The sequence below is a fragment of the bacterium genome (assembly GCA_026129405.1).
Lineage (GTDB): Bacteria > Desulfobacterota > Binatia > DP-6 > DP-6 > JAHCID01.
On sequence record JAHCID010000001.1, the window covers coordinates 982,415 to 1,004,584 of the forward strand.

A 22,170-nucleotide genomic window follows, 5' to 3' on the forward strand; every position below is an offset into this window, starting at 1 on the left:
TGCGGCCATGCGACGTGTACCGGGGTTGGCGATGGTCCTGGGTCTGCTGCTCGCGGCGGTGGGTACGGCGGCGGCGGATCAGGCGAAGGAGCACTGCAAGCAGGGTTGTCAGGAGGAGTTGCGCTCCTGCAAGTCCGGTTGTCAGCTCGTGCGCGATTCCGGCGACATGCAGGAGTCGCAGAGCTACGCCGACTGCGATTCCGGCTGTCATTCCACCTACGACAGCTGCAAGGACGACTGCGAGGACGACGACTGACGCTGCGCGTCCCGGGTTGATCCCCGGCCCGCAGCACGGCAGAGAGGCAGCAAGGAGAAGCACGTCATGACGATCGTCCACCGTCGATCCGTGTTCGCGACCGCGCTCGTGGCCCTCGTGGCCTTCGCGGGAGTCGCCGCGGCGGCAGGTTCCAGCCTCCAGCGCGTCGAGCCGCAGAAGGTGTGCATGGTCAACGACACCGTCTTCGAGCGCGACCAGATTCCCGTGCAGGTCGACGGCCGCACCTACTACGGGTGCTGCGAGATGTGTAAGGGGCGGCTCGGCACCGATGCCGCCGTCCGCAGCGCCAAGGACCCGGTGACGGGTCACGCGGTCGACAAGGCCAAGGCCGTGATCGGCGCGACGCCGGACGGCAAGGTGCTGTACTTCGAGAGCGAGAAGACGTTCGGCAGCTACGGTCAGTCGGGTTCCTGAGCGCGCCGTCGCGGCAGCAGCCAGGAAGAGGAGCAAGGATGCGACGAGTGATGGCCGTGGCGCTGGGAAGCGCCCTACTGGTGGGCTGCGGGGCGACAGGGGGCGCGAAGTCCGAGAGCAGGTCGACGCCGCCGCCCGCATCGACGTCGTCCGCCGGGGCGATCGGCGCTTCGGCCGGACCCGGCGGTCACCCGCAGATCGACGAGGCGACCCGCAACGACATCGAGCAGCTCGCGAACCGCTGCATCCCGTTCGCCCTGAAACAGATCGAGGACACGGGAGAGCTCTATCCGTTCGCGGGCATGATGATGACCGACGGCGAGTTCAAGGGCGCCGTGGCCAAGCCCGAGAACGTCGAGCACCCGACCTCCGAGCAGGTGATCGGCAAGCTCGTCGCCGGCCTGCGCGAGGAGGCGGCCGCGAAGCGCATCAAGGCCACGTGCATCGTCGCCGGCGGCCGCATGGCGCCGACCGAGGGGGCCGCGCTGATGGACGCGGTCCAGGGTCGCATCGAGCACATCGGCGGGGTCGCGGTCGAGGTGTACGTGCCCTATACGCGCGACGCCAAGGCCAAGAGGGTGAAGCCGGGCGAGGCCATCTGGGGCCCGGGTCGCCCCGAGGTCTTCACCGGCGCTGCGCCGACGACGACGCGTTGACGACGGAACCGCGGCGGCGTCAGTCGTAGACGCCGTCGACCCACCAGGCGCCAGGCCCGAGCTCGCGGTAGCAGCGGTAGAGCCCGCCGTCGCTGAGCTCGAGGTCGAAGTAGTCGCGTGCGCAGGGCGCGTCGGTCCATCAGGCCGCCTGCACGCGCCACGGGCCGGCGACGCCGACCACGCGGCCGCCGCGCCCCGGGCCGCGGACGAAGGTCGGGCGCTCGCGCTCGGTGAACACGTCGAGGCGGCGCGGCGGGCGCAGGGGCACGACGAGGCGACAGGTGACTTCCGCCGGCGGGGCGACGGCCGGCGCCGGGGGCACGAACGGGACGATCGCCGCCGCGCCCGGGCGGTGCGTGTCGACCACGCCCGGCGCCCCGACGCGATCGGGGCCGCACAGCACGCCGAGCCGCGCGAGCGTGGTGGCGAGTCGCTCCGGCGCCGGGCCGGGCGGCGCGAACAGCCCGAGCTGCGTCGGGCGCATGACCTCGGGCTCGGCGCGCACCAGCACCTGGCGGATGGCGGCGCGCGGCGGTTGCGCCTCGAGCTCGACGCGCAGGCAGCCGAGCATCGTGCGCACGTCGCGCGTCGGCGCGATCAGCCCGAGCGTGCGGACGTCACGGCTGCGGTCGTCGAGGTCGAGCGCGAGCCGGGCCACGGTACGCTCGACGAGGCCGCGCCGCGTCGAGCCCGACGACCCCGGTACACAGCCGCTCGGCCCGGGGGGCCGTCCCGAGGCGTATGGCCCCGGGACGGCCCAGGTGGTGGAGGAGTGCGGCCGCTGACGACGCGCGACTCTATTCGCTCTTTCTTCGCCTGCGGTCAAGCGGGCGGCGCCGCTCGGTTCCCCTGGCCGGCACGCTCTCCTAGAACCCACCGCCATGGGACGCACGTTCGACGCCCTCGACGACGATCTCGGCGCCTTCATCGCACGCCAGCACGTCTTCTTCGTCGCGACCGCGTCGTGCGATCCGGCCACCCACGTGAACGTGTCGCCCAAGGGCCTCGACACCTTCGCCGTCCTCGGGCCGACGACGGTCGCGTGGCTCGACCTCACCGGCAGCGGCGTCGAGACCATCGCCCATCTGCGCGACGACGGCCGCGTCACGATCCTCTTCTGTGCCTTCGAGGGGCCACCGAAGATCCTGCGGCTCTACGGTAGCGGCACGGTGATCGAGCCGGCCGACGCCCGCTTCACCGAGCTGCTCGCGCGCTTCCCCGCGCATCCCGGCGTGCGCAGCGTCATCGTCGTCGAGCTCGATCGGATCGCCGATTCGTGCGGCTACGGCGTGCCGCGCATGCGCTACGAGGGCGAGCGCACGCAGCTCACGCAGTGGGCCGAGCGCAAGGGACCGGACGGCATCGCCGCGTATCGTCGCGAGCGCAACGCGCGCAGCATCGACGGTCTGCGCGGCGTCGAATCCTGACGCCGGCGCTCAGCGCACCAGCGGCTGGAGCAGCCCGGCCGCGGTGCGCGCTGCCAGCAGGGCGGGGATCGCCACGCGCAGCGCCAGGCCGGCGGGCGTGAAGCGCACGCCGGCCGGCGGCCACGCCAGCACGGCGATCGCCGCGACGCCGGCCAGCAGGCGCGCGTCGGCCAGCATGTGGCCGCCGGGCGGGGTCAGGCCGCCGCCCGCGAGCAGCGCGAGCAGCGACGCCGTGTGGCGGCCGGCCGCGGACCAGGCGAGCGTTGCGACGACGTCGGTCGCGGACCGCCAGAGCATCCAGGAGCGCGCCCATCCGCGCCGCTGCGACAGCCCGAGCGCCGCCAGCACCGTCAGGGTGGCGAGCCCGATGTCCACGATCACCCACGCGACCCCGGGCCCCCACGCCCCACGCGAGAGCTCCGGCCATCCGATCGTGGCGAGGAACGCCGCCGCCCCGATCGCCGTCCAGGCGCTGACCGCGATCTCGAGCAGCGCCACCGCCCGCACCGCCGCGCCCCACGGCGCCGCGGTCTCCGTCTCCGCCCGCACGACCGCCTGCATGGGGGGGAGGATCCGGCATCGGGTCGCGAGTCACAAGCAGGGGGGCCCCGGTGCGGCGGGGGGCGCGGGGGGCGGCGGGGCGCGGGCTTCGCTTCGGGCGATGTCCCGGCGGTCGGTACGTCTCCGGCTGGGCGAGGGTGCCGGGAACATCACCAGGCGCTTCGCCCGCGCCCCGCCGCCCCCGCTCGCAACACCGCACCGGGGGGGCGGCGCGTTGCGCTTCGCGCTCGCGCTGCGGCTCCTTTGGGCTTACGACCGCGCCTTTGGACCTAGCCTGCGACTGCTGTCGGAGCCTGCCGTGGCAGAAGGCAGAGGCCGTCGCTTTCGATGCCGAGTGGGACGTTGATCATGTTGAAGTAGTTCTCGACCGCGTTGATCCACGTGATCGCCGCGATCTCGCGGTCGTCGAAGTGACGGCGCAGCGTCGCGAAGGTTTCGTCGGCGACGGTGCGGCGGCGCGTGGCTTCGTCGACGTAGGCGAGGGCGGCACGCTCGCGCTCGGTGAAGCGCGGGTCGGTGCGGAAGTCGGCGACGGCGTCGAGCTTCTCGAGATTGCGGCCGCGCTGGAGCGCGATGGCGCGGCCGATGTCGACGCAGAACGCGCAGTCGTTCGACTGGGCCGTCTGCATCTGGACCAGCAGCTGCAGATCGGGGTCGAGCGGCAGGCGCTCCATCGCCCAGTAGAGGCCGAGCTGCATGGGGATCGCGTGCGGCAGGCGCGCGAACACGACCTTCCAGGGCGTGATCACCTTGCCGAGCTTCCGCTTCAGCAGCCAGTAGACGAAGCGGACGCCGAGGCTGGGGGGCGTCTCAATGGACGTGAGACGTTGCGTGGGATGCATGGGAGTCCTCCTTCGAGGCGGCGTGGTGGCTGCCGCCCCATCCGAAGTGCAGCAGGGGGAGCGCCGCGAGGAGCGCGCCCAGCGCGAGGCCGAGCCCGAGGCGCAGCGCGTTCGTCATGTCCGCTCCGCGCCGCGCGTCGCGAGCACCGCCAGCACGATCATGACGACCGCCGGCGCGTAGACGCCGGGCGTGTCGACGAGCCAGTGGCTGGGCGGCAGGCGCCCGGCGAGCGTGTCGGTGACGTGGACGAGGGCGTGCAGGACGTAGAAGAGCGCCGTCAGCGCGAGGAACGGTGCGCGCAGCGCGGGGCGGAACGCCGCCCAGCCGAGCGCGACGCCCATCATCGCGAAGGCGCTGCCGATGTCGCGCACGAAGTGCACGTTCAGCGGGCCGGTGTCGGGGACGCCGGCGGGCAGCCGCGCGTACCAGTCCGCCGGCTCGACGAGCATCCAGGCGGCGTTGGCGAGATTGGCCACCGCGGCGATGGCGAGGCCCCAGCGCCAGGGATCCATGGGTTCAGTGCGCGCCATGTCGCCTCCGGGTCGGGGTGTGCGCGGCCGGCCGGTGCGCAGCCCGGCGCGACGTCGCCCGGGCGCCCGCGGGCAGAAGGCTGCGCAGCACCGCCGCCAGGCGGCCGACGCCCTCGCGGATCGCGGCCGCGTCGAGCGCGCTGAACGCCAGGGAGAGCTGATCGCCGCCGCGGCCGTCGGCGAAGAAGACCTCGCCGCGTGTGTAGGCGACGCCGCGGGCGCGCGCCGCTTCGTGGAGCGCGTCGGGATCGACGCCGGCCGGCAGCCCGACCCACAGGTGATGCCCGCTCGCGGGCGCGCGCCAACGGACGCCCGGCGGCATCGTGCGCGCCAGCGTCGAGGCGAGCACCTCCAGCCGCTCGGCGTAGAGCCGGCGCACGCGGCGCAGATGCCGATCGAGGCCGCGCGTCGTGAGCAGCGTCGCCAGCGCGGCCTGCTCGACCACGCCGCCGCCGAAGTCGGCACGCCAGCGCATCGTCACCAGCCGCGCGAGCAGCGGCCGCGCGGCGACGACGTAGCCGACGCGCAGCCCCGGGAAGAGGATCTTCGAGAACGTGCCAGCGTAGATCACCTGACCCGCCGGGTCGCTCGCTTTCAGCGCCGGCAGCGCGGGGCCGCGGTAGCGGAGGTCGCTGTCGTAGTCGTCCTCGAAGATCGGCACCTGGTGCTCGTCGGCCAGCGCGAGCAGCTCGGCGCGCCGCGCCGGGCTCAGCGCGACGCCGGTCGGACTCTGCGTCGCGGGCGTCACGTAGACGAGCTTCGGCCGGCGCAGGCGCAGCACGCGGGCGAGCCGGTCGGTGCGCAGCCCCTCGTCGTCGACCTCGACGCCGAGCAGGTCCGCGCCGCGGCCGGCGAAGGCCAGCGTCGCGCCGAAGTAACCCGGCTGCTCGACGACCACCGCGTCGCCCGGCTCGACGAGGAGGCCCGCGACGAGGTCGATCGCATGCTGGAGTCCGCCCACGACGGCGACGTCGGCGGCGTCGCAGGCGAGGCCGCGGCCGGCGAGGTGGCGGGCGATCTCCTCCCGCAGCGGCGGCCAGCCGTGCGCGTCGGCGTGTCCCGCGAGCGCCGCGAGCCGCGCGCGCTGCTGGAACGGGCGCGCGAACGCCCAGCGCAGGTCCGCGGCCGGCAGCAGCGACGGCTCGACGCGGCCGCCGCGGAAGTCGAAGGGCAGCGGCGGGCCGCTCTCCGAGCGCAGCAGCATGTCCGGCAGCCGCAGGCGCGCGCTGCGTGCGAGGAGGCCGTCCCAGGCGAACTCGCGCGGCGTCGCGGCGGCCGGCGCCGCCGGCCCGCGCGTCGCGACGGCGACGAAGGTCCCCTGGCCGACGTGCGCCGTCACGAGGCCGCGCGTCGCCAGCATCTCGTACGCGGCGGTGACGGTGTTGCGCGCCACGCCGAGCGACGTCGCCACCTCGCGCGACGCCGGCAGCTTGCTGCCGGCCGCCAGCCGCCCTGCCGCGATCAGCCCCGCGAGATGATCCGCGAGCTGGCGCGCGATCGGCGCCGGGCCCTGCCGATCGGGGTGGAACGCGACGTCGAACACGCCCCGAGCATAGGAGGAGCCAATTGGCCCAGGGAAGGGCCGTCGGGAGCCAATCGGCGTCGTGCCGGAGGGGCCAACGGGGGGCGGCCCCGGCACGACCGGCGGGCGCGTCAGCCCTTGGTCCAGCGCACCTCGAGGCCGTCGCGGTCGCCGACGGCCGCGCGCAGGAGGCCGATCACCGCGGCGTCGACGCCTTCCTCTTCCAGGGCGTCGAGCGTGGCGCCGTCGATCCAGTAGTCCTGGTCCTCGGGCGTCTCCTCCTCGAGGTGCTCGACGAGCTGTGCGAGCTGCTCCTCGGTGATGGTGCCGATGGTGGCCCCGGTGTCGGAGTCGGTGAGCGTGACGGCCATGGGGAAGGCTCCTTTCGCGAGCTAGCTGAACTTCCGCTCCGGCCACCACGGCCAGACGTCGGGCAGATCGGTGCTGGGACGCATCGGGAAGACGGCGGGACGCTTCTGCAGGAACGCGCCGACGCCCTCGGCCGCGTCGGCCGAGCGGCCGCGCTCGTAGATGAGCCGCGAGTCGATCTCGTGCGCCGCCATCGGATGGTCGGCGCCGAGCATGCGCCACAGGAGCGCGCGCGTCAGCGTCACGGAGACGGGCGCGGCGTGGTCCGCGATCTCGCGGGCGATGCCGCGGGCGGCGTCCATGAGCGCCTCGGGGTCAACGACGCGGCTCACGAGCCGGCCGGCCAGCGCCTCCTCGGCGGGGAAGACGCGGCCGGTGTAGCACCACTCCGCCGCCTGGCTGATGCCGACGATGCGTGGCAGGAACCAGCTCGACGCCGCCTCGGGCACGATGCCGCGGCGGGCGAACACGAACCCGAAGCGGGCGGCGGTGGAGGCGATGCGGATGTCCATCGGCAGCGTCATGGTGACGCCGACGCCGACCGCCGGCCCGTTGATCGCGGCGATGACCGGCTTCTTCGACTCGAAGATGCGCAGCGTGACGAGCCCGCCGCCGTCGCGATGGGCGTCGCGCTCGGCGTGCTCCCCGTAGTCGAACGTGTCGCCGCCGCTCGAGAGGTCGGCGCCGGCGCAGAAGCCGCGGCCGGCGCCGGTGACGATCACGGCGCGCACGTCGTCGTCCGCGTCGATGCGATCGAAGACGTCGAGCATCTCCGACATCATGCGGACGGTGAACGCGTTCAGCTTGTCGGGACGGTGGAGCGTCACCGTCGCGACGCCGTCCGCGACCTCGTAGCGCAGCTCGGTGAGCTCCACGGCTCAGGCCTGCGGCGCGCGGCGGAGCTCGTAGTCGAGGCACTCGACGACGGCGCCGTCGTCGAGGATCACGTCGTACTTCCAGGCGCCGTTGGTGGCGATCAGGCGCTCGGTGCTGACGCGGCCCTGCTGGCCGCCGGGGATCGTCACGCGCTCGCCGAGCTGGATGCGTCCGGCTGGTGGATTCATGGTGTCACCTCCCGATGGCTTCGACGTGGAACGTCCGGATGCCGGGGTCGTTCGGCAGCCGCACGAGCCAGCTCGCGCTGCTGCCGGGGGGAATGAGCTGTGGGGTGGGCTGGGTCTTCACGCGCACGATGACGTTGCCGCCGGCGCCGACGCCCGCCACCGACACGGTGACGTCGCGGCTCGGCCGCGAGCCGGTGTTGCGGACGGTCCCCTCGACGAAGAGCGCCATGCCGTCGGCACTGCGCGTATCGCGAATCCGGCCGATGGAGAAGTCCGCCGTCGTGCTCGGCGGCAGGCGCTCCTCCTGCATCTCGTCCGAGAACCGGACCGGCGGGGGCGGCTCGGGCGCCTGCTTCGCGCAGGCGCCCAGCGCCACTCCGGCGGCGAGGAGGCCCGCCGCGCGTCTCAGGCCGTGATCTCCGCCGAGGCGCCCGACAGCACGGCCTCGCCGCGCTCGGTCTTCGCCTGGAAGACGATGGCCCTGCCCTTCTCGACCTCCCACATCTCGGTGGTGATGGTCTCGCCCGGGAAGACGACGCCCGAGAAGCGCACCTCGAACTTCGTCATGCGCTTGGGATCGTTGTCGCAGTAGGCGGCCAGCACGGCGCGCCCGGCGTGCCCGTAGGTGCACAGGCCGTGCAGGATCGGACGGTCGAAGCCGCCCATCGCCGCGAACTGCGGGTCGGCGTGCAGCGGGTTCATGTCGCCCGAGAGGCGGTAGACGAGGGCCTGCTGCGGCAGCGTCTGGTAGCTGATCACCTTGTCGGGGGCGCGGCCGGGCGGGACGTTCTTCGGGCCGCTGGGCCCGCGGTCGCCGCCGAAGCCGCCTTCGCCGCGCGCGAAGATCGACGAGCTGGCGCGGAAGAGCAGCTTGCCCTTCTCGTCGACCGACTCGGTCTCGACCACCACGACGGCGCCCTTGCCCTTGTCGTACACGGCCTTGATCGTCGGCGTGGTGACGACGGTGCCCTCGGTCGGGATCGGCGCCGGCACCTCGATGCCCTGCTCGCCGTGCAGGATCATCGCGGGATTCACCTGCAGCGCGCCGCCCAGGTTCAGCATCGCGGGGAACGACGGGATCACCGCGAAGGTGGGCAGCACCTCGAGCTCGCGCTCGTAGGTGAACTTGAGGTCGTCGGTGCCGCAGCCCACCCCGAGCGCGTAGAGCATGACGTCGCGCTGCGTGTAGGTGTGGGTGACGGAGCCGAGCTTCTTGCCGATGGCGCTCAGATCGATGGGCATGGATCCTCCTCGAAAGCGGCGAGAGTCATCCGATTCGCCGGGGGAGGTCAAGCCGCGCCCGGCCCGATTGACCCCGCCGCCGACGCCGCCCTAGTGTTCCCCACGATGTCCACCGACCTCGCCGGCCGCAGCGTCGTCGTCACCGGGGCCTCGAGCGGGATCGGCGACGCCGTCGCGCGCGCCTTCGCTGCGGCCGGCGCCCGCGTGACACTCGCCGCGCGCCGCGCCGATCGGCTGGAGGCGCTCGCAGCGGACCTGCGGGCCGGGGGCGCGGAGGTCGCGGTCGCGGTCGCCGACATGCGCGACGAGGCGCAGATCGTCGCCATGATCGGCCTCGCGCGCGAGCGTTTCGGCGGCGTCGACGTGCTCGTCAACAACGCCGGGCTCGGCCGCCAGGCGCCGCTCACCACCGGCGCGACGGCGCTCTGGCGCGAGATGCTCGAGGTCAACGTGCTCGGGCTCTGCATCGCCACCCGCGAGGCGGTGCAGGACATGGAGCGGCGCGGCGTCGCGGGCCACATCGTGCACGTTTCGTCGATGGCCGGGCATCGCGTGCCGTCGCCGCAGTCGGGCGTCTACCCGGCGACGAAGTTCGCGGTGCGTGCGCTCACCGAGGCGCTGCGCCAGGAGCTGCGCGCGGAGGGCAGCGCGATCCGCGTCTCCTGCGTGTCGCCGGGGCACGTCGAGACCGAGTTCGCGGGCGTCTGGTCGGGCGACGCCGAGGCGGGCGCCGCGTCGTACCGGAAGATGCGCGCGCTCCAGCCGGCGGACGTCGCCGAGGCGATCCTCTGGATCGTGCGCCAGCCGCCGCACGTGCAGGTGCACGACGTCCTCGTGCGGCCCTCGGATCAGAAGAGCTGATGGACCTCGCCGCGCTGCTGCGCGAGGCGCCGGCCTTCCACACCGACGAGGGCTGGAATCCGGTGTCGCTGCAGGCGTCCGACGAGGTGCTGCATCTCCTCGCGGCGACCGTCCGGCCCGGCATGCACACGCTCGAGACGGGTGCGGGCATGAGCACCGTCGTCTTCGCCGCCGCCGGCGCGGTGCACACCTGCGTCACGCCGGCCGACGGCGAGGTCGGGCGCATCCGCGCCTGGTGCGCCGGGCACGGCGTCGACCTCGCGCGCACGACGTTCCGTACGCAGCGCTCCGAGACCGCGCTGCCGCGGCTCGCGGCGACGCCGCTCGACGTCGTGCTGATCGACGGCGGCCACGGCTTCCCGACCCCGTTCATCGACTGGTTCTACACCGCGGATCGGCTGCGCGTCGGCGGCACGCTGGTCGTCGACGACGTCCACCTGTGGACCGGCGCCGTGCTGCGCGACTTCCTCGCTGCCGAGCCCGCGTGGCGGCTGCGCGACGAGTTCGCCGAGCGGGCGGCCGTGTTCGAGAAGGTCGCGACGCTGCCGGCGCTGCCGGAGTGGACGCACCAGCCCTTCGTCGTGCGCCGCAGCCGCGTCGCGGGCACGCCGGCGCGCGTCCTGCGCCGGGCGCTGGGCGTCGTGCGGCGCGACGGGCTCGCGGCGCTCTGGCGCGGTGCGCGCGGGCGGTAGGACGCCGTGTCCGCGCCGCGGGCGGCTCGCTACGCCCGCGCGGCCAGCGCGCCGTGTGCGACCAGGAAAGCCTCGATCTCGCCCCACATGGGTTCCAGCACCTCCGTCAGCTCGTGGCCGGCGTCGTAGACCACGAGGCGGCGCTGCGGGCGGCGGTGCGCGAACGATTCGACCGCCGGCAACGGCACGGCGTCGTCGCGGCGGCCGGCTAGCACGAGCGCGGGGGCGGCGGGATCGGGCTCGGCCGGCCAGCGGGCGGCGTCGTCCAGGAAGCCGACGCCGAGGTCGGCGTGCCGGCCGAGGCCGTAGTGCGGCACCGACAGCGTCCCGGCCGCGCGCCAGCGTGCGATCGCCGTCGCCCCGAGGCGCTCCGTCCAGCGCGCCACGAAGCCGAACGCCGGCGCCAGGAGGACGAGGCCGCGCACGGCGTCGGGCCGCTGCGCGGCCACCAGCGTCGCCAGCCAGCCGCCGAGGCTCGAGCCCATCAGCATGGCGGGGCCGTCGCCGACGAGCGCCTCCGCGATCGCGAGCTGGCTCGTCATCGTCATGGCCCGGAAGTCGGGTGCGAGGTCCGGGACCTGGAGCGTCGCACCGCGGGTGGCGAGCCGGGCGCGGAACCACTGCGCCTTCGTGCTGCCCGGGCCCGAGGCGAAGCCGTGGAGATAGACGAGCGTCATGCGGCCGGCGTCAGCCGAGGACGAGCAGATGCAGCGCCATGCCGACTCCCACCACCGCGAGGCCGAGCGCGACCGCGACGCCGAAGTGCGGCCGCGGGGCGAAGAGCTGGCCGCGCGACAGCATGCGCAGGCGGCGCACGTGCTGCGCCGCCGCGAGCGCGTTCACGCCGACGCCGAGGACCACCAGCGCCGAGCCGAACCACACCGAGTAGTGACCGCCGGGCGGGACGCCGGCCGGCCGCGCGGCGCCGAGCTCGTGCAGGAAGACGCCGAAGCGGGCCACGACGAAGCCGAAGCCCATGAGCGCCAGGCCCGTCCGCACCCAGGCGAGGAGCGTCCGCTCCTGGGCGAGGGCGACGCGCGGATCGTCGGCGAGCGGATCGCTCACGACGGAGGCGTGGACGCGCGCTGGCGGTGGGCGGTCACGGCCGAACCGTATGCCGTCACCGCTCGGGGCGCCAGACCCGACGACGCCGTGCGCAGGCGGGCGAGCAGGAAGGCCGCCTCGATCACGGTCCGGCGGGAAAGCTTGCTGCGCCCGCGCGTGCGGTCGCGAAAGACGATCGGCACCTCGGCGACCCGCAGCCCGGCCCGCAGGCTCCGCCACGCGAGCTCGATCTGGTAGCCGTAGCCGTCGCTGCGCAGCGCGCCGACGTCGAGGGCGCGCAGCGCCTCGGCCCGGAAGCCGCGAAACCCGCTCGTCCAATCCCGCAGTCCGCCGCCCAGAGCGGCGCGCGCGAGGCGGTTCGCCGCCGCCGACAGCATGCGGCGCGGCCACGGCCAGTCCGGGATGGCGCCGCCGGGCACATAGCGGCTGCCGATGGCGACGTCGGCGTCGTGCAGCGCCGCCGCCAGCGCCGGCAGCACGGCCGGGTCGTGCGAGAAATCGCAGTCCATCTGGAAGACCGGATCCCAGCCGCCAGCGAGGGCGCGGGCGAAGCCGTCGGCGTAGGCACGCCCGAGGCCGGCGCGGGCCGGCCGATGCACGGCGATCACCTCGCCCGGGTGCGAAGCAGCGAGCGCGTCGGCGACGGCGCCGGTGCCGTCCGGCGACGCGTCGTCGAGCACCATCACCGCGAACGGCCAGCGGGCCGCGCCGGCGTGTCGGATGGCGGCGACCAGGGGCGCCAGGTTCTCGCGCTCGTCGTAGGTGGGGACGAGGACGAGGGGACGGGGCACGTGAGGTCAGCGCTCGTCGGCGGGCTCGTCGTCCGCCTCGTCCGCGAGCTCACCGTTGCGGGCGACGCCGTCGACCGGCGTCCACGCAGGCGGATCGCTTGCCGGGAACGACTCGTCGGACGCTTCCGCCACCGGATCGTCCACCACGTCCTCCGGCTTCTTTCCGCGCTCCATGACGGGAGCATGCCGCGGCGGCATACTCCGTCAAGATGGCGCGGAAATCAGGCGGCGAAGCGCGGAGCCGTGCGCTCGGCGCGGCGCCGGCGCAGGGCCGTGCGGACCGCGTCGCGATCGAGTCCGAGCGCGTCGCAGACGTTGCCGAAGGCGTACGGCCAGCCGATGTCGTCGGATTCGACCCAGGCGACGCTCTCCGCGGCCAGCTCCGGGTGGCGGATGTACAGCGTGATGGCGTCCTCGAGGACGGCCAGCATGAGCCGCTTCTCCGGCTGGAGCTCCGCGCGGCGGTCACCGCGAAAGTACTGGGACGGCAGGACGGTCGAGGTCAGAGGCTCGCCGTCGACGAAGATCCTTCTCCTGCGTGCGCGTGGCATGACCTCCCGCACTGCAAGAGCGTTGCCAGGGCCCAGGTGCCGGTCCTGCGCGGTCTGGCGGCATCCAGCGACGCCCGCTGCCCGCGCCGTGGTCAGCCTGCTGCCCGCCGCGGCGGCGCCCCCGCGCTTTTCCGGGCGCCGGGAACGTTGGCTACCCCGATCGCCTACCTTGCTCCGACCCCGCGCCTGAAATAGCCGATGCGCGTGACGCCGGAGGAGATCGTCGGACGCGCCGACCTCAACTACGCCGAGGCGCAGCGCGACTTCACACGGCGGGCCGGCGGCGTCGTGCTCGACGAGGGCGGTGTGCTCTGCTTCGCCGGAGGGCATCCCATGCCCGTGCTCGTGAACGGCGTGATGCGCATCGACCCGCGGGTGCCGGCCGACGAGGTGCTGGACCGCGCGCGCCGCTTCTTCCGCGCGCACCGGCGCGGCTTCAGCGTCCTCGCCCGCGGGCGGGCCGACGCGGATCTCGACGCCGTCGCGGAAGCGGCGGGCATGGTCGGGATGGGGGATCCGCCCGGCATGGTTCTGCACGCGCGCTTGCCGGATCCCGTGCCGCCCGCCGGCGTGACGGTTCGGCGCGTCGTCACCATGGCCGACGTCGCCGCCTTCGCCCAGGTGCAGGCGGAAGCCTACGCCACGTACGGCATGCCGCTCGACGTGGCGCCGGCGCTGTTCGCGCGCCTCGAGACCGCCGTCGCGCCGCACATCGTCGCCTTCCTCGCGCTCGACGGCGAGACGCCCGTCGCCGGCGCGCTCACCATCGTCACGCACGGCGTCTCGGGCGTGTACTGGGTCGGTACCGTCCCGGCGGCGCGCAGGCGCGGGCTCGCGGCGCTGGTCACGACGCTCGCGGGCAACGCGGGCTTCGATCTCGGCGCGCAGGTGGGAGCGCTCCAGGCGTCGGTGATGGGCGAGCCGGTCTACCGCGGGCTCGGCTGGGTCGAGGTCACGCGCTATCCGTACCGCGCACAGTTCGCGCCGCCCGCCTGATGTCGCAGGACGTCCTCACCGAGGTCATCGCGCTGGTGCTGGCGAGCGCGGGCATCGCCTACGTCTGCTTCCGACTCGGCCTGGTGCCCATCGTCGGCTTCCTCGTCGCCGGCGTGCTGATCGGCCCGAACGCGCTCGGCCTCGTGCGCGATCACGCGACCGTCGACACCGCGGCCGAGATCGGCGTCATGTTCCTCCTGTTCACCATCGGCATCGAGTTCAGCCTCGAGAAGCTCGCGGCGATGAAACGGGTGATCTTCGGCTGCGGCGGGCTCCAGGTCGTGCTGGCGTCGCTCGCGACCATGCTCCTCCTGCTCGCGTGCGGCATCGACTGGGCGACGGGGCTGTTCACCGGGTTCCTGGTCGCGCTCAGCTCGACCGCGATCGTCCTGAAGCTGCTCGCCGACCGCAACGAGACGAGCTCGCCGCAGGGACAGGTGGCTCTCGGGCTGCTCGTGTTCCAGGACCTCGCCGTGGTCGTGATGGTGCTCGTGGTTCCCATGCTGGGCGGGCAGAGCGGCTCGATCACCGAGCTGCTGGTCGCGCTCGGAAAGGCAGCGGCGATCATCGCGCTGGTGCTCGTGGTGGCGCGCAAGGGCATGCCGATCGTGCTCGAGCAGGTGGCGCGCACGTGCTCGCCGGAGCTGTTCCTGCTGACGGTGATCGCGATCTGCTTCGGCACCGCCTTCCTCACCAACCTGGCCGGCGTCAGCCTGTCTCTGGGCGCCTTCCTCGCCGGGCTGGTCGTCAGCGAGGGCCGCTTCAGCCGGCATGCGCTGGGCGAGATACTGCCGCTCCAGATCCTCTTCAGTGCGACGTCCTTCGTGTCGGTCGGCATGCTGCTCGACCTCGGCTTCCTCGCGCAGCACCTGCCGCTCGTGCTGGCGGCGATCGCGGCGGTCCTCCTCGTCAAGGTCGCGACCACCGGGGTCGCGGTGGGCGTCCTGCGCCAGCCGCCCGCGGTCGCGGCGGCGGCGGCGCTGATGCTGGCGCAGGTCGGCGAGTTCTCGTTCGTGCTGGAGCGCTCGGGCCGCGGGCTGGGACTCACCCCGGCCGGTCTCGGCGGCGCGGGCGCCCAGGCGTTCATCGCCGCCACGGTCGTCCTCATGGTCGCGACGCCGTTCCTCACGGCGGTCGGGGGCAGGGTGGCGGCGCGGCTCGGACGTCCGGCGCGCCTGCCGGAGGACGACGCGGCGCCCCCGCTGCCGGCCGAGCATCCGTCGCTGGCGAACCACGTGGTGGTCGCCGGCTACGGCCAGGCGGCGCGCCGGCTGGTGCGGGGTGCGAGCACGTGGGCCAGCTGCGCACCGTCCATCCGAGCGCCCGCGGCTGCGAGGAGTGCCTGCGCAGCGGCGATCGCTGGATCCACCTGCGCCTCTGCCAGAGCTGCGGCCACGTCGGCTGCTGCGACTCGTCGCCGAACAAGCACGCGACGGCGCACTTCCACGCGAGCGGCCATCCGATCATGCGCTCCCTGGAGCCGGGCGAGGGCTGGGGCTGGTGCTACGTCGACGCGGTCACGCTCTGAGCGCGCCGGCACGGCCTCACGCGTCGGGCACGGACGGCGGCGCCGGGACGCGGGCGGGCTCGGCCGCGGGGTCCGGACGCTCGGGCAGATGCACGAAGCGTCCCAGCAGCTCGCGCAGCGCCTCGTAGCGCACCGGCTTCGCGAGGTACTCGTCCATGCCGGCGGCGAGGCAGCGCTCGCGGTCGCCCTGCATGGCGTTGGCGGTGAGCGCCAGGACCGTCGTGCGCCGCGCGCCGGCGGCCTCGCGCGCGCGGATCGCCGCGGTGGCCTCGAAGCCGTCCATCTCGGGCATCTGGCAGTCCATCAGCACGAGGTCGTAGGGGACCAGGGCGAGCGCCTCGACGGCCTCGCGCCCGTTGCCGACGCCGTCGGCCTGGCAGCCCATGCGCTGCAGGAGGGCGATCGCGAGCCGCTGGTTCACCGGGTTGTCCTCGGCGACGAGCACGCGCACCCCGGCGCTGCGCGGCGCCTCCGGCACGGCGAGCGCCGGCGACGCTTCGCGCGCCGGGCCGAGCGTGAACGGGACGTCGAACCAGAACGTGCTGCCCGCGCCGACCGCGCTGGTGACGCCGATCGTGCCGCCCATCAGCTCGACCAGCTGCTTCGAGATCGCGAGGCCGAGCCCGGTGCCGCCATAGCGCCGCGTGGCCGACCCGTCCGCCTGCGTGAATGCCTCGAACAACCGGTCCTGCTGCTGCGGGTCGATGCCGATTCCGGTGTCCGTGACCGCGAAGCGGACGACGCAGCCGTTGCTCGTCGACGTGGCCGGCGCCACCTCGACGTGCACGCTGCCGTGCTCGGTGAACTTCACCGCGTTCGCGACCAGGTTCAGGAGCACCTGGCGCACGCGGCCCGCGTCGCCCGTCACCCAGGCGGGGAGGGACGGATCGAGGCGGACGTCGAGCGCGAGGGACTTGCGGCTCGCGTCGTGGCCCATGAGGTCGAGGACGTCCAGCACCGCCGGCCGCAGCTCGAACGGATGCAGCTCGACGGCGAGCTTGCCGGCCTCGATCTTCGAGAAGTCGAGGATGTCGTTGATGATCGTCAGCAGGGATTCCGCGGAGCGACGGATGGTGTCGGCGAAGTCCCGCTGCTCGTCGTCGAGATCGGTCTCGAGCAGGAGGCCGGTCATGCCGATGACGCCGTTCATCGGCGTGCGGATCTCGTGGCTCATGGTCGCGAGGAACTCCGACTTGAGCCGCGTCGCTTCGAGGGCGGCGTTGCGCGCCAGCTCGAGCTCGTGCGCCTGGCGGGCGAGCGCGTCGGCCTGCTCTTCGGCGCGGCCGCGGGCGGCGGCGACGTCGTCGAGCGAGCGTCGCAGCACCTCTTCGGTGCGCTTGCGCTCGGTGAGGTCGTGCCACACGCCGAGCAGCATCGGCCGGTCGCCGAGCGTGACGCGCGTCACCGTGACCTCGACGGGAACGGTGCCGCCGTCGCCCCGCAGGTACAGCCACTCGAAGCGCACGGGGCCTTGCGCGGCCGCCACCCGGGCCCGCAGCTCGATCACGCGATCCGCGCTGCGGCTGCCGTCGGGCTGGAGCTCCGGCGAGAACTCGGCCGGATGGTGGCCGATCAGCTGTCGCCGGTCGGTGAGCCCGAGCGTCCGCAGGGTGGCGTCGTTGCAGTCGACGATGCGGCCGCGGTCGAAGAGCAGGATCGCGTCCGACGACTGCTCGAAGAGCACGCGGAACTTCTCCTCCGCGGTCGTACGCTCGGTGACGTCGTGCAGCAGCCAGATCTCGTCGCGCCCGTTCTCGTGCCCCGCGAACTCGACGATGCGCACGGCGCCGTCGCGCCGCGTGATCGGCAGGACGCGTGACTCCGGGAAGCCCGCGGCCCGGTCGCGCTCGTAGATCGCGCGGATCACGTGCGGGCGCTCGGGAAAGACGCGCACGAACCATTCGTCCAGGGTGGGGAGGTCGTCGGCGGACCATCCCGTGATCGCCTGGGTGGCGCGGTTCTGCACGAGGCGCTCGCCCTCGAGATGGATCGCGCCGGCGGGGAGGTGCTCGACGAGGCGGCGCATGCGGGCTGCGGCGTCGCGAGCCTCGGCCAGCGCCGCCTGCTCGCGCCGCAGCTCGCGGCAGCGGGCCCAGGTCATCGCGATGCCGAGCGCCGCCGTCGAGGTGAGATTCGCGCCCCAGTGCAGCTGCGCCATGGGCGGGAAGGCACGTGCGAGCACCGCCCAACCGCCGATGCCGGCCGCCATCGTGATCACCGTCGCCGCGACGCTCGGTAGCCAGGCCGCCGCGCCGAGCAGCGTGACGACCAGGACCACGGTCTGTGCCGGGTCACCGGATTGACCCACGAACACCAGCGCCATCGCCTGTACCAGGAGCCCGCACGCTCCCATGAGGAACGGGACGCCGGCCGCGGGCACGCGCACGACGGCCGTCGCGCCGGCGACGAGGGCGAGCCCGGTGACGAGGAGCGCCGCGGCGTACGGCCAGCCGGGGACCAGCGGGGGCGCGACCACGTAGACGAGCCCCAGGAACGCGCACAGGATGCCGGTCGGCCCGAGCACGGCTCGGGCGGTCGCACGGGCGTCCGACGACACGTTGGCTGGCGACGGCGCTCCCATCTCCGGGGAGTATCGGTCGATCGGCGGGATGTCTTTCGACCGCCGCTCGGGGGTGTCGGCGGATTGACGCCGCCGGCTACAGCCCGATCAGCGCGGCGACGCGCTCGCGGTGCCAGGCGGGATCGCCGAACGCCAGCTCGTTCGCGTGGGCGCGCTTGAACCAGAGCTGGAGGTCGAACTCCCAGGTGAAGCCGATGCCGCCGTGGATCTCGACGGAACGCCGCGCCGTGCGGGTGTAGACCTCGGCGAGGCTGGCCTTCGCCATGGCGGCCGCGCGGGCGGCGTCGCGCGGCCGCGCGTCCCAGGCGTGGGCCGCGTACCAGACGAGCGAGCGCGCCGGCTCCACGTCGGCGACCATCTCCGCGGCGATGTGCTTGATGGCCTGGAACGATCCGATCGTGCGCCCGAACTGCTCGCGCACGCCGGCGTAGGCGACCGCCATCTCGAGCGTGCGCTGGGCGCCGCCGAGGCAGTCGGCGGCGATGCCCACCGCGGCGAGATCGAGCAGGCGGGCGAGGGCCGGCCAGCCGTCGTGCAGGCGGCCGAGGAGCGCGTCGGCCGGCAGGTTCACGTCGCGCAGCACGAGCTCGCCGGTGCGGCGGGTGACGTCGACGCCGTGCTGCGGCTTCACGCCGACGCCTTTCGTGCCGCGCTCGACGAGGAAGAGCGACACGCCGGTCTCGCCGGCGCCGGCGCGCGTGCGCGCCGCGACGACGAACAGATCGGCGCCCGGCGCCTCGGGGACGAAGAGCTTCGTGCCGCGCAGGCGGAAGCCGCCGCGCACCTTCTGCGCCGTCAGCTGGACGCCCGCGGGATCGTGGCGATCGCTCTCCTCGACGTGCGCCAGCGTGGCGAAGGCCTCGCCCGCCGTGAGCCGCGGCAGCCAGCTCTTCTTCTGTGCCGGCGTGCCGGCGAGCAGGAGCGCGCGGATCGCGAGCTGCGTCGCGAGGAACGGGCCCGGCGCCGCGGCGCGGCCCAGCTCCTCGAGGACGAGGGCGAGGTCGAGCGTGCCCAGCCCGAGGCCGCCGTGCGCTTCGGGCACGACCAGGCCGAGCCAGCCGAGCTCGGCCATGCGACGGTAGAGGCCGCGCGGCACGCCGTCGTCGAGGCTCGCCGTCGTGCGCACGAGCTCCGGCGGGCATTCGCGCGCCAGGAACTCGCGGGCGGCGCGCTGGAGCGCCTCCTGCTCCTCGGACAGCCCGAAGTCGATCACGACGCGGCCCGGGGACGCGGCTCGCGCGGCATGCCGAGGCCGCGCTCGGCGATGATGTTCTTCTGCACCTGTGCGGTGCCGCCGCCGATGATGAGGCCGAGCGCGAACATGTAGTCGGTGGGCCAGCTGCCGTCGTCGCGCACGCGCGAGTCGCGCTTGTCGAGCCAGCCGTAGTCGCCCATGAGCTCGATCGCCGCACGGGCGAGCTGGTGGTTCAGCTCGCAGGTGACGAGCTTGTTCACCGAGGCGTTGATGCCGGCCGGCCGCTTGCGGAGCGCGTCGGTCAGCTGGCGATAGGCTTCGAGCTTCATCGTCTCGACGCGGATGGCGAGGTCGGCGAGGCGCTGGCGCACGAGCGGGTCCTGCGACGCCGGCTTGCCGTGTCGCGTCTCGCGCTTGGCGCGGGCGAGCAGCTCCTTCAGGAGCTGCTGCGTGCGCGTCGTCGAGGCGAGCATGTTGCGCTCGTGGCGGAGCGTCGCGTTGGCGACCGTCCAGCCGTCGTGCAGCTGCCCGACGAGGTTCGTCCGCGGCACGCGCACGTCCTCGAAGAAGACCTCGTTGAAGCCCGGGTCGCCGGTCATCTGGACGAGCGGGCGCACGGTGATGCCGGGCGACTTCATGTCGATCAGCACGTAGGAGATGCCGCGATGCTTGGGCGCGTCGGGGTCGGTGCGCACGAGGCAGAACATCCAGTCGGCGTACTGCGCGCCCGAGGTCCAGATCTTCTGGCCGTTCACGACGAAGTCGTCGCCGTCGACCACGGCGCGCGTGCGCAGCGAGGCGAGGTCGGAGCCGGAGCCCGGCTCCGAGTAGCCCTGACACCAGATCTCGTCGGCGCTGAGGATCGGCGGCAGGTGGCGTCGCTTCTGCTCCTCGCTGCCGTACGCGATCAACGTCGGGCCGACCATCTGGATGCCCATGCCGCCGATCAGCTGCGGCGCGCGGGCGCGCACCAGCTCCTCGTTGACGATCGTCTGGTGCATGACGTCGGCGCCCTGGCCGCCGTACTCGCGCGGCCAGCCCATGGCAACGTAGCCCGCGGCGTAGAGCTTCTTCTGCCAGGCCTTGGCGCGCGCGATGCGCGCCTGCTCGCGGCGCGCGGCGTCGGGCGCGCCGCCCGCGACCGCGGCCGCCGTCTTGGGCTCGCGCTGCGGGACGTTCTTCCCGAGCCAGGCGCGGACCTGGCGCTGGAGCGCGCGCTCGTCGGGGCCGAGCGTCAGGTCCATCAGTCGATCTCCGGCGCGAGGAAGGCCCCCGAGACCGAGCAGCCGGCCGCGCACGAGGCGGGCGTCGTCGCCGTGCCGCCGAGCTTCGTGCACTGCTTCGCGGGGACGAGGGCGCACATCTTGCCGCCGATCAGGTTCGCCGGATCGCTCGAGGCCGCGGCGCAGCAGCGGACGGCCTTCTTCTTGCCCTTCGTCTTGCCGCAGGCCGCCTTGTTGGCGAACGCCTTCGCCGCCTTCGCGGCCCGCCGCTGGTCCTTCGGCAGCGCCTTCCAGGCCTCGCGCACGCACTCCTTGAAGTTCTTCCAGCCCAGCATGGCGCAGTTGCAGCCGCCGGCCTCGATCTGCCCCCGCACCTCGCCGGCCGGGTTCGCCGCCGTGTGGAAGTTGACGTACATCTCGTTGCCCGGCGTGGTGATCGCCGCGAAGCGGTCGAGGTCGTTGGAGGTGAGCGACACGAGGCCCTCGGCCGTACCGTTCGCGGGCGGCAGGACGGGCAGGGTGACGACCGCCGGACCCGACACGCCGGGCGCGCCCACGTGGACGTGTCCGAGCACGGGGTTGCCGGTGAGGCTCCGGAGCGTGACCACGTACGAGAGCGTACCCGCGGCCTCGTCGACGGCGAGGAAGGCGGTGCCGCCGGCGGTGGCAGGTGCACTCGCCGGCGGCACCTCCTGCGCCGTGTCGAGCGTGGCACGGAACGCCGTGATGTGGGCCTGGCTCGCGACCGGAGCCGCGAGCAACGCCAGGGCGGCAATCAGTCTGGCGGAGATGCGCATGCCGGGGGCTGTAGCCGAGCCCCGAAACGGCGACAAGACGTGGCCGCCTCCCGGCATGGCTGCGCGGCGGCCACGCGTCCGGCTACCGGAACAGCGCCTTCGCCAGCTCGCCGCGGAATCGCTCCGTGAGCGGGTGATCGTTGCCCAGCACGGCGAAGGTGTCGACCATCGCCTTGCGCGCCCCGTCGTCCTCCAGCTGGCGGTCGCGTTGCACGACGACGAGCAGCTCCGCGAGGCCGTCCTCGTGGCGGCCGCCGGCGATGAGCGCGCGACCGAGCGCGAGCCGGGCCGTGAGGTCGTTCGCATCGGCGGCGATGCGCGCCCGCAGCGCGGCCTCGTCGCCGGCGCCGTCGCGGCGCGTGCGCAGCGCCGCGGCGAGAGGCGCTCCGCGTCGGCGACCAGCGGCGACGGCGGCGCGACGCGCTCGAGCAGCGCGAGGGCCTCGTCGGTGGCGTCGCGGGCCCCGAGCATCTCGGCGAGGGCGAGGAGGGCCCGGGGATGCCGGGGGTCGGCCTCGAGGGCGGCGCGCAGCGTCGGTTCGGCCTCGGCCGGCGGCAGGCTCGCGGCGGCGGCGACCAGTCGGTCCGCCTCGGTCGGCAGGATCGCGTCGATCAGCTGGCGCACGACCGGCTCGGGCTGCGCGCCGACGAACTCGCCGACGAGGACGCCGTCGCGAAACGCCTTCACCGCCGGGATGCTGCGGATGCCGAACGCCGCGGCGACCTCCTGGGCGACGTCGACGTTCACCTTGGCGAGCACGAAGGCGCCGTCGTGCTGCGCCGCGAGCCGCTCGAGCATCGGCCCCAGCGCCTGACAGGGTCCGCACCAGGGCGCCCAGAAGTCGACGAGGACGGGCGTCGCCTTCGAGCGTTCGAGCACCTCGCGCTCGAAGTCCGCGTCGGCGACGTCGATGACGTGCGGAGAGCTGGCCATGACGTCGAGTAGTGCGCACTCCGGGCACCGGAGACAACCCGCGGGCCCCGAA

At 73.8% G+C, this 22,170-nt stretch carries 28 protein-coding genes and 1 pseudogene; 9 read left to right on the plus strand and 20 right to left on the minus strand.

Going from position 1 to position 22,170, the window contains the following annotated elements; all coding sequences use genetic code 11:
- Positions 1–7 precede the first annotated feature (7 nt).
- The 3 genes from KIT14_04450 (at position 8) to KIT14_04460 (ending at position 1,347) form a co-directional block, all read left to right on the plus strand.
- Complete coding sequence (locus KIT14_04450; GenBank protein ID MCW5889782.1) at positions 8–256, plus strand: hypothetical protein; 249 nt, start codon at positions 8–10, stop codon at positions 254–256.
- A gap of 108 nt (positions 257–364) precedes the next feature.
- A complete protein-coding gene (locus tag KIT14_04455) occupies positions 365–691 on the plus strand; it encodes a hypothetical protein (protein MCW5889783.1) in 327 nt (108 codons plus the stop codon).
- A 38-nt stretch (positions 692–729) separates the two neighbouring features.
- A complete protein-coding gene (locus KIT14_04460) occupies positions 730–1,347 on the plus strand; it encodes a hypothetical protein (GenBank protein MCW5889784.1) in 618 nt (205 codons plus the stop codon).
- Positions 1,348–1,486: 139 nt separating this feature from the next.
- Here KIT14_04460 and KIT14_04465 read toward each other — a convergent pair whose 3' ends face one another.
- Complete coding sequence (locus KIT14_04465) at positions 1,487–2,005, minus strand: hypothetical protein (protein MCW5889785.1); 519 nt, start codon at positions 2,003–2,005, stop codon at positions 1,487–1,489.
- A gap of 223 nt (positions 2,006–2,228) precedes the next feature.
- On the opposite strand from KIT14_04465, the gene KIT14_04470 reads away from it, so the two are divergent.
- Positions 2,229–2,774 carry a pyridoxamine 5'-phosphate oxidase family protein gene (locus KIT14_04470; GenBank protein MCW5889786.1) on the plus strand — a complete coding sequence of 182 codons (546 nt, stop codon included), beginning with the start codon at positions 2,229–2,231 and terminating at the stop codon, positions 2,772–2,774.
- 9 nt (positions 2,775–2,783) lie between these two features.
- Here the strand turns inward: KIT14_04470 and KIT14_04475 are convergent, their stop codons facing one another.
- The 10 genes from KIT14_04475 to KIT14_04520 all read right to left on the minus strand — a co-directional run bounded on the left by KIT14_04475 (position 2,784) and on the right by KIT14_04520 (position 8,905).
- A complete protein-coding gene (locus KIT14_04475; GenBank protein ID MCW5889787.1) occupies positions 2,784–3,335 on the minus strand; it encodes a hypothetical protein in 552 nt (183 codons plus the stop codon).
- Positions 3,336–3,604: 269 nt separating this feature from the next.
- Positions 3,605–4,177, minus strand: a complete 573-nt coding sequence (locus KIT14_04480) for a carboxymuconolactone decarboxylase family protein (protein ID MCW5889788.1) — start codon at positions 4,175–4,177, stop codon at positions 3,605–3,607.
- A complete protein-coding gene (locus KIT14_04485) occupies positions 4,146–4,295 on the minus strand; it encodes a hypothetical protein (protein ID MCW5889789.1) in 150 nt (49 codons plus the stop codon). The genes KIT14_04480 and KIT14_04485 overlap by 32 nt, the downstream gene beginning before the upstream one ends.
- On the minus strand, positions 4,292–4,708 hold the full coding sequence (locus KIT14_04490) for a hypothetical protein (protein ID MCW5889790.1): 417 nt from the start codon (positions 4,706–4,708) through the stop codon (positions 4,292–4,294). Before KIT14_04490 ends, KIT14_04485 begins: the two co-directional genes overlap by 4 nt.
- Positions 4,695–6,251 (minus strand): PLP-dependent aminotransferase family protein, encoded by a 1,557-nt coding sequence (locus KIT14_04495; protein ID MCW5889791.1) that lies wholly within the window; start codon positions 6,249–6,251, stop codon positions 4,695–4,697. The genes KIT14_04490 and KIT14_04495 overlap by 14 nt, the downstream gene beginning before the upstream one ends.
- A gap of 110 nt (positions 6,252–6,361) precedes the next feature.
- Positions 6,362–6,601 (minus strand): galactosyldiacylglycerol synthase, encoded by a 240-nt coding sequence (locus KIT14_04500; protein MCW5889792.1) that lies wholly within the window; start codon positions 6,599–6,601, stop codon positions 6,362–6,364.
- A gap of 21 nt (positions 6,602–6,622) precedes the next feature.
- On the minus strand, positions 6,623–7,474 hold the full coding sequence (locus KIT14_04505; GenBank protein MCW5889793.1) for a crotonase/enoyl-CoA hydratase family protein: 852 nt from the start codon (positions 7,472–7,474) through the stop codon (positions 6,623–6,625).
- Between the two features lie 3 nt (positions 7,475–7,477).
- Complete coding sequence (locus tag KIT14_04510) at positions 7,478–7,663, minus strand: hypothetical protein (protein ID MCW5889794.1); 186 nt, start codon at positions 7,661–7,663, stop codon at positions 7,478–7,480.
- Between the two features lie 4 nt (positions 7,664–7,667).
- Entirely contained in the window at positions 7,668–8,039 is a 372-nt protein-coding gene (locus KIT14_04515) for a hypothetical protein (GenBank protein MCW5889795.1), read from the minus strand.
- A 29-nt stretch (positions 8,040–8,068) separates the two neighbouring features.
- Complete coding sequence (locus KIT14_04520) at positions 8,069–8,905, minus strand: MaoC family dehydratase N-terminal domain-containing protein (GenBank protein ID MCW5889796.1); 837 nt, start codon at positions 8,903–8,905, stop codon at positions 8,069–8,071.
- A 105-nt stretch (positions 8,906–9,010) separates the two neighbouring features.
- Between KIT14_04520 and KIT14_04525 the strand changes: the two genes are divergently transcribed.
- Both KIT14_04525 and KIT14_04530 read left to right on the plus strand, forming a co-directional pair.
- Positions 9,011–9,766 carry an SDR family NAD(P)-dependent oxidoreductase gene (locus KIT14_04525; GenBank protein ID MCW5889797.1) on the plus strand — a complete coding sequence of 252 codons (756 nt, stop codon included), beginning with the start codon at positions 9,011–9,013 and terminating at the stop codon, positions 9,764–9,766.
- Positions 9,766–10,458, plus strand: a complete 693-nt coding sequence (locus KIT14_04530) for a class I SAM-dependent methyltransferase (GenBank protein ID MCW5889798.1) — start codon at positions 9,766–9,768, stop codon at positions 10,456–10,458. The genes KIT14_04525 and KIT14_04530 overlap by 1 nt, the downstream gene beginning before the upstream one ends.
- A gap of 29 nt (positions 10,459–10,487) precedes the next feature.
- On the opposite strand, the gene KIT14_04535 is transcribed toward KIT14_04530, so the two are convergent.
- From KIT14_04535 to KIT14_04555, 5 genes are read right to left on the minus strand one after another with little or no spacing between them, the layout of a single operon-like run.
- Positions 10,488–11,135, minus strand: a complete 648-nt coding sequence (locus KIT14_04535) for an alpha/beta fold hydrolase (GenBank protein ID MCW5889799.1) — start codon at positions 11,133–11,135, stop codon at positions 10,488–10,490.
- Positions 11,136–11,145: 10 nt separating this feature from the next.
- Positions 11,146–11,523, minus strand: coding sequence for a DUF202 domain-containing protein (locus KIT14_04540; GenBank protein MCW5889800.1), 378 nt, complete (start codon positions 11,521–11,523; stop codon positions 11,146–11,148).
- The gene (locus KIT14_04545; protein MCW5889801.1) at positions 11,520–12,314 is read right to left on the minus strand and encodes a polyprenol monophosphomannose synthase; all 795 of its coding nucleotides are present in this window, start codon (positions 12,312–12,314) and stop codon (positions 11,520–11,522) included. Before KIT14_04545 ends, KIT14_04540 begins: the two co-directional genes overlap by 4 nt.
- 6 nt (positions 12,315–12,320) lie before the next feature.
- The gene (locus KIT14_04550; protein ID MCW5889802.1) at positions 12,321–12,488 is read right to left on the minus strand and encodes a hypothetical protein; all 168 of its coding nucleotides are present in this window, start codon (positions 12,486–12,488) and stop codon (positions 12,321–12,323) included.
- Positions 12,489–12,535: 47 nt separating this feature from the next.
- Positions 12,536–12,865 carry a hypothetical protein gene (locus tag KIT14_04555; GenBank protein ID MCW5889803.1) on the minus strand — a complete coding sequence of 110 codons (330 nt, stop codon included), beginning with the start codon at positions 12,863–12,865 and terminating at the stop codon, positions 12,536–12,538.
- Positions 12,866–13,063: 198 nt separating this feature from the next.
- Here KIT14_04555 and KIT14_04560 point away from each other — a divergent pair, with 198 nt between their 5' ends.
- From KIT14_04560 to KIT14_04570, 3 genes and pseudogenes are all read left to right on the plus strand, one after another.
- Positions 13,064–13,861: a hypothetical protein gene (locus KIT14_04560; GenBank protein ID MCW5889804.1), complete on the plus strand. Its 798-nt coding sequence runs from the start codon at positions 13,064–13,066 to the stop codon at positions 13,859–13,861.
- Positions 13,861–14,973, plus strand: a pseudogene (locus KIT14_04565) (cation:proton antiporter). The gene KIT14_04560 and the pseudogene KIT14_04565 overlap by 1 nt, the downstream one beginning before the upstream one ends.
- A 179-nt stretch (positions 14,974–15,152) precedes the next feature.
- Complete coding sequence (locus KIT14_04570; protein ID MCW5889805.1) at positions 15,153–15,389, plus strand: UBP-type zinc finger domain-containing protein; 237 nt, start codon at positions 15,153–15,155, stop codon at positions 15,387–15,389.
- Positions 15,390–15,405: 16 nt separating this feature from the next.
- Here KIT14_04570 and KIT14_04575 read toward each other — a convergent pair whose 3' ends face one another.
- The 4 genes from KIT14_04575 to KIT14_04590 all read right to left on the minus strand — a co-directional run bounded on the left by KIT14_04575 (position 15,406) and on the right by KIT14_04590 (position 22,118).
- Positions 15,406–17,913 (minus strand): PAS domain S-box protein, encoded by a 2,508-nt coding sequence (locus KIT14_04575; protein ID MCW5889806.1) that lies wholly within the window; start codon positions 17,911–17,913, stop codon positions 15,406–15,408.
- A gap of 133 nt (positions 17,914–18,046) precedes the next feature.
- A complete protein-coding gene (locus KIT14_04580; GenBank protein MCW5889807.1) occupies positions 18,047–19,183 on the minus strand; it encodes an acyl-CoA dehydrogenase in 1,137 nt (378 codons plus the stop codon).
- Positions 19,180–20,409, minus strand: a complete 1,230-nt coding sequence (locus KIT14_04585) for an acyl-CoA dehydrogenase family protein (GenBank protein MCW5889808.1) — start codon at positions 20,407–20,409, stop codon at positions 19,180–19,182. Before KIT14_04585 ends, KIT14_04580 begins: the two co-directional genes overlap by 4 nt.
- Positions 20,409–22,118, minus strand: a complete 1,710-nt coding sequence (locus tag KIT14_04590) for a CHRD domain-containing protein (protein MCW5889809.1) — start codon at positions 22,116–22,118, stop codon at positions 20,409–20,411. Before KIT14_04590 ends, KIT14_04585 begins: the two co-directional genes overlap by 1 nt.
- Between the last annotated feature and the right edge of the window lie 52 nt (positions 22,119–22,170).

Bases quoted from the DNA above. Each gene is read 5' to 3' on its own strand.
- KIT14_04550 (MCW5889802.1), bottom strand. From the start codon at position 12,488: ATGGAGCGCGGAAAGAAGCCGGAGGACGTGGTGGACGATCCGGTGGCG.
- KIT14_04525 (MCW5889797.1), top strand. From the start codon at position 9,011: ATGTCCACCGACCTCGCCGGCCGCAGCGTCGTCGTCACCGGGGCCTCG.
- KIT14_04535 (MCW5889799.1), bottom strand. From the start codon at position 11,135: ATGACGCTCGTCTATCTCCACGGCTTCGCCTCGGGCCCGGGCAGCACG.
- KIT14_04475 (MCW5889787.1), bottom strand. From the start codon at position 3,335: ATGCAGGCGGTCGTGCGGGCGGAGACGGAGACCGCGGCGCCGTGGGGC.
- KIT14_04460 (MCW5889784.1), top strand. From the start codon at position 730: ATGCGACGAGTGATGGCCGTGGCGCTGGGAAGCGCCCTACTGGTGGGC.
- KIT14_04500 (MCW5889792.1), bottom strand. From the start codon at position 6,601: ATGGCCGTCACGCTCACCGACTCCGACACCGGGGCCACCATCGGCACC.
- KIT14_04480 (MCW5889788.1), bottom strand. From the start codon at position 4,177: ATGCATCCCACGCAACGTCTCACGTCCATTGAGACGCCCCCCAGCCTC.
- KIT14_04450 (MCW5889782.1), top strand. From the start codon at position 8: ATGCGACGTGTACCGGGGTTGGCGATGGTCCTGGGTCTGCTGCTCGCG.
- KIT14_04555 (MCW5889803.1), bottom strand. From the start codon at position 12,865: ATGCCACGCGCACGCAGGAGAAGGATCTTCGTCGACGGCGAGCCTCTG.
- KIT14_04590 (MCW5889809.1), bottom strand. From the start codon at position 22,118: ATGGCCAGCTCTCCGCACGTCATCGACGTCGCCGACGCGGACTTCGAG.
- KIT14_04585 (MCW5889808.1), bottom strand. From the start codon at position 20,409: ATGGACCTGACGCTCGGCCCCGACGAGCGCGCGCTCCAGCGCCAGGTC.
- KIT14_04510 (MCW5889794.1), bottom strand. From the start codon at position 7,663: ATGAATCCACCAGCCGGACGCATCCAGCTCGGCGAGCGCGTGACGATC.
- KIT14_04470 (MCW5889786.1), top strand. From the start codon at position 2,229: ATGGGACGCACGTTCGACGCCCTCGACGACGATCTCGGCGCCTTCATC.
- KIT14_04485 (MCW5889789.1), bottom strand. From the start codon at position 4,295: ATGACGAACGCGCTGCGCCTCGGGCTCGGCCTCGCGCTGGGCGCGCTC.
- KIT14_04490 (MCW5889790.1), bottom strand. From the start codon at position 4,708: ATGGCGCGCACTGAACCCATGGATCCCTGGCGCTGGGGCCTCGCCATC.
- KIT14_04520 (MCW5889796.1), bottom strand. From the start codon at position 8,905: ATGCCCATCGATCTGAGCGCCATCGGCAAGAAGCTCGGCTCCGTCACC.
- KIT14_04530 (MCW5889798.1), top strand. From the start codon at position 9,766: ATGGACCTCGCCGCGCTGCTGCGCGAGGCGCCGGCCTTCCACACCGAC.
- KIT14_04560 (MCW5889804.1), top strand. From the start codon at position 13,064: ATGCGCGTGACGCCGGAGGAGATCGTCGGACGCGCCGACCTCAACTAC.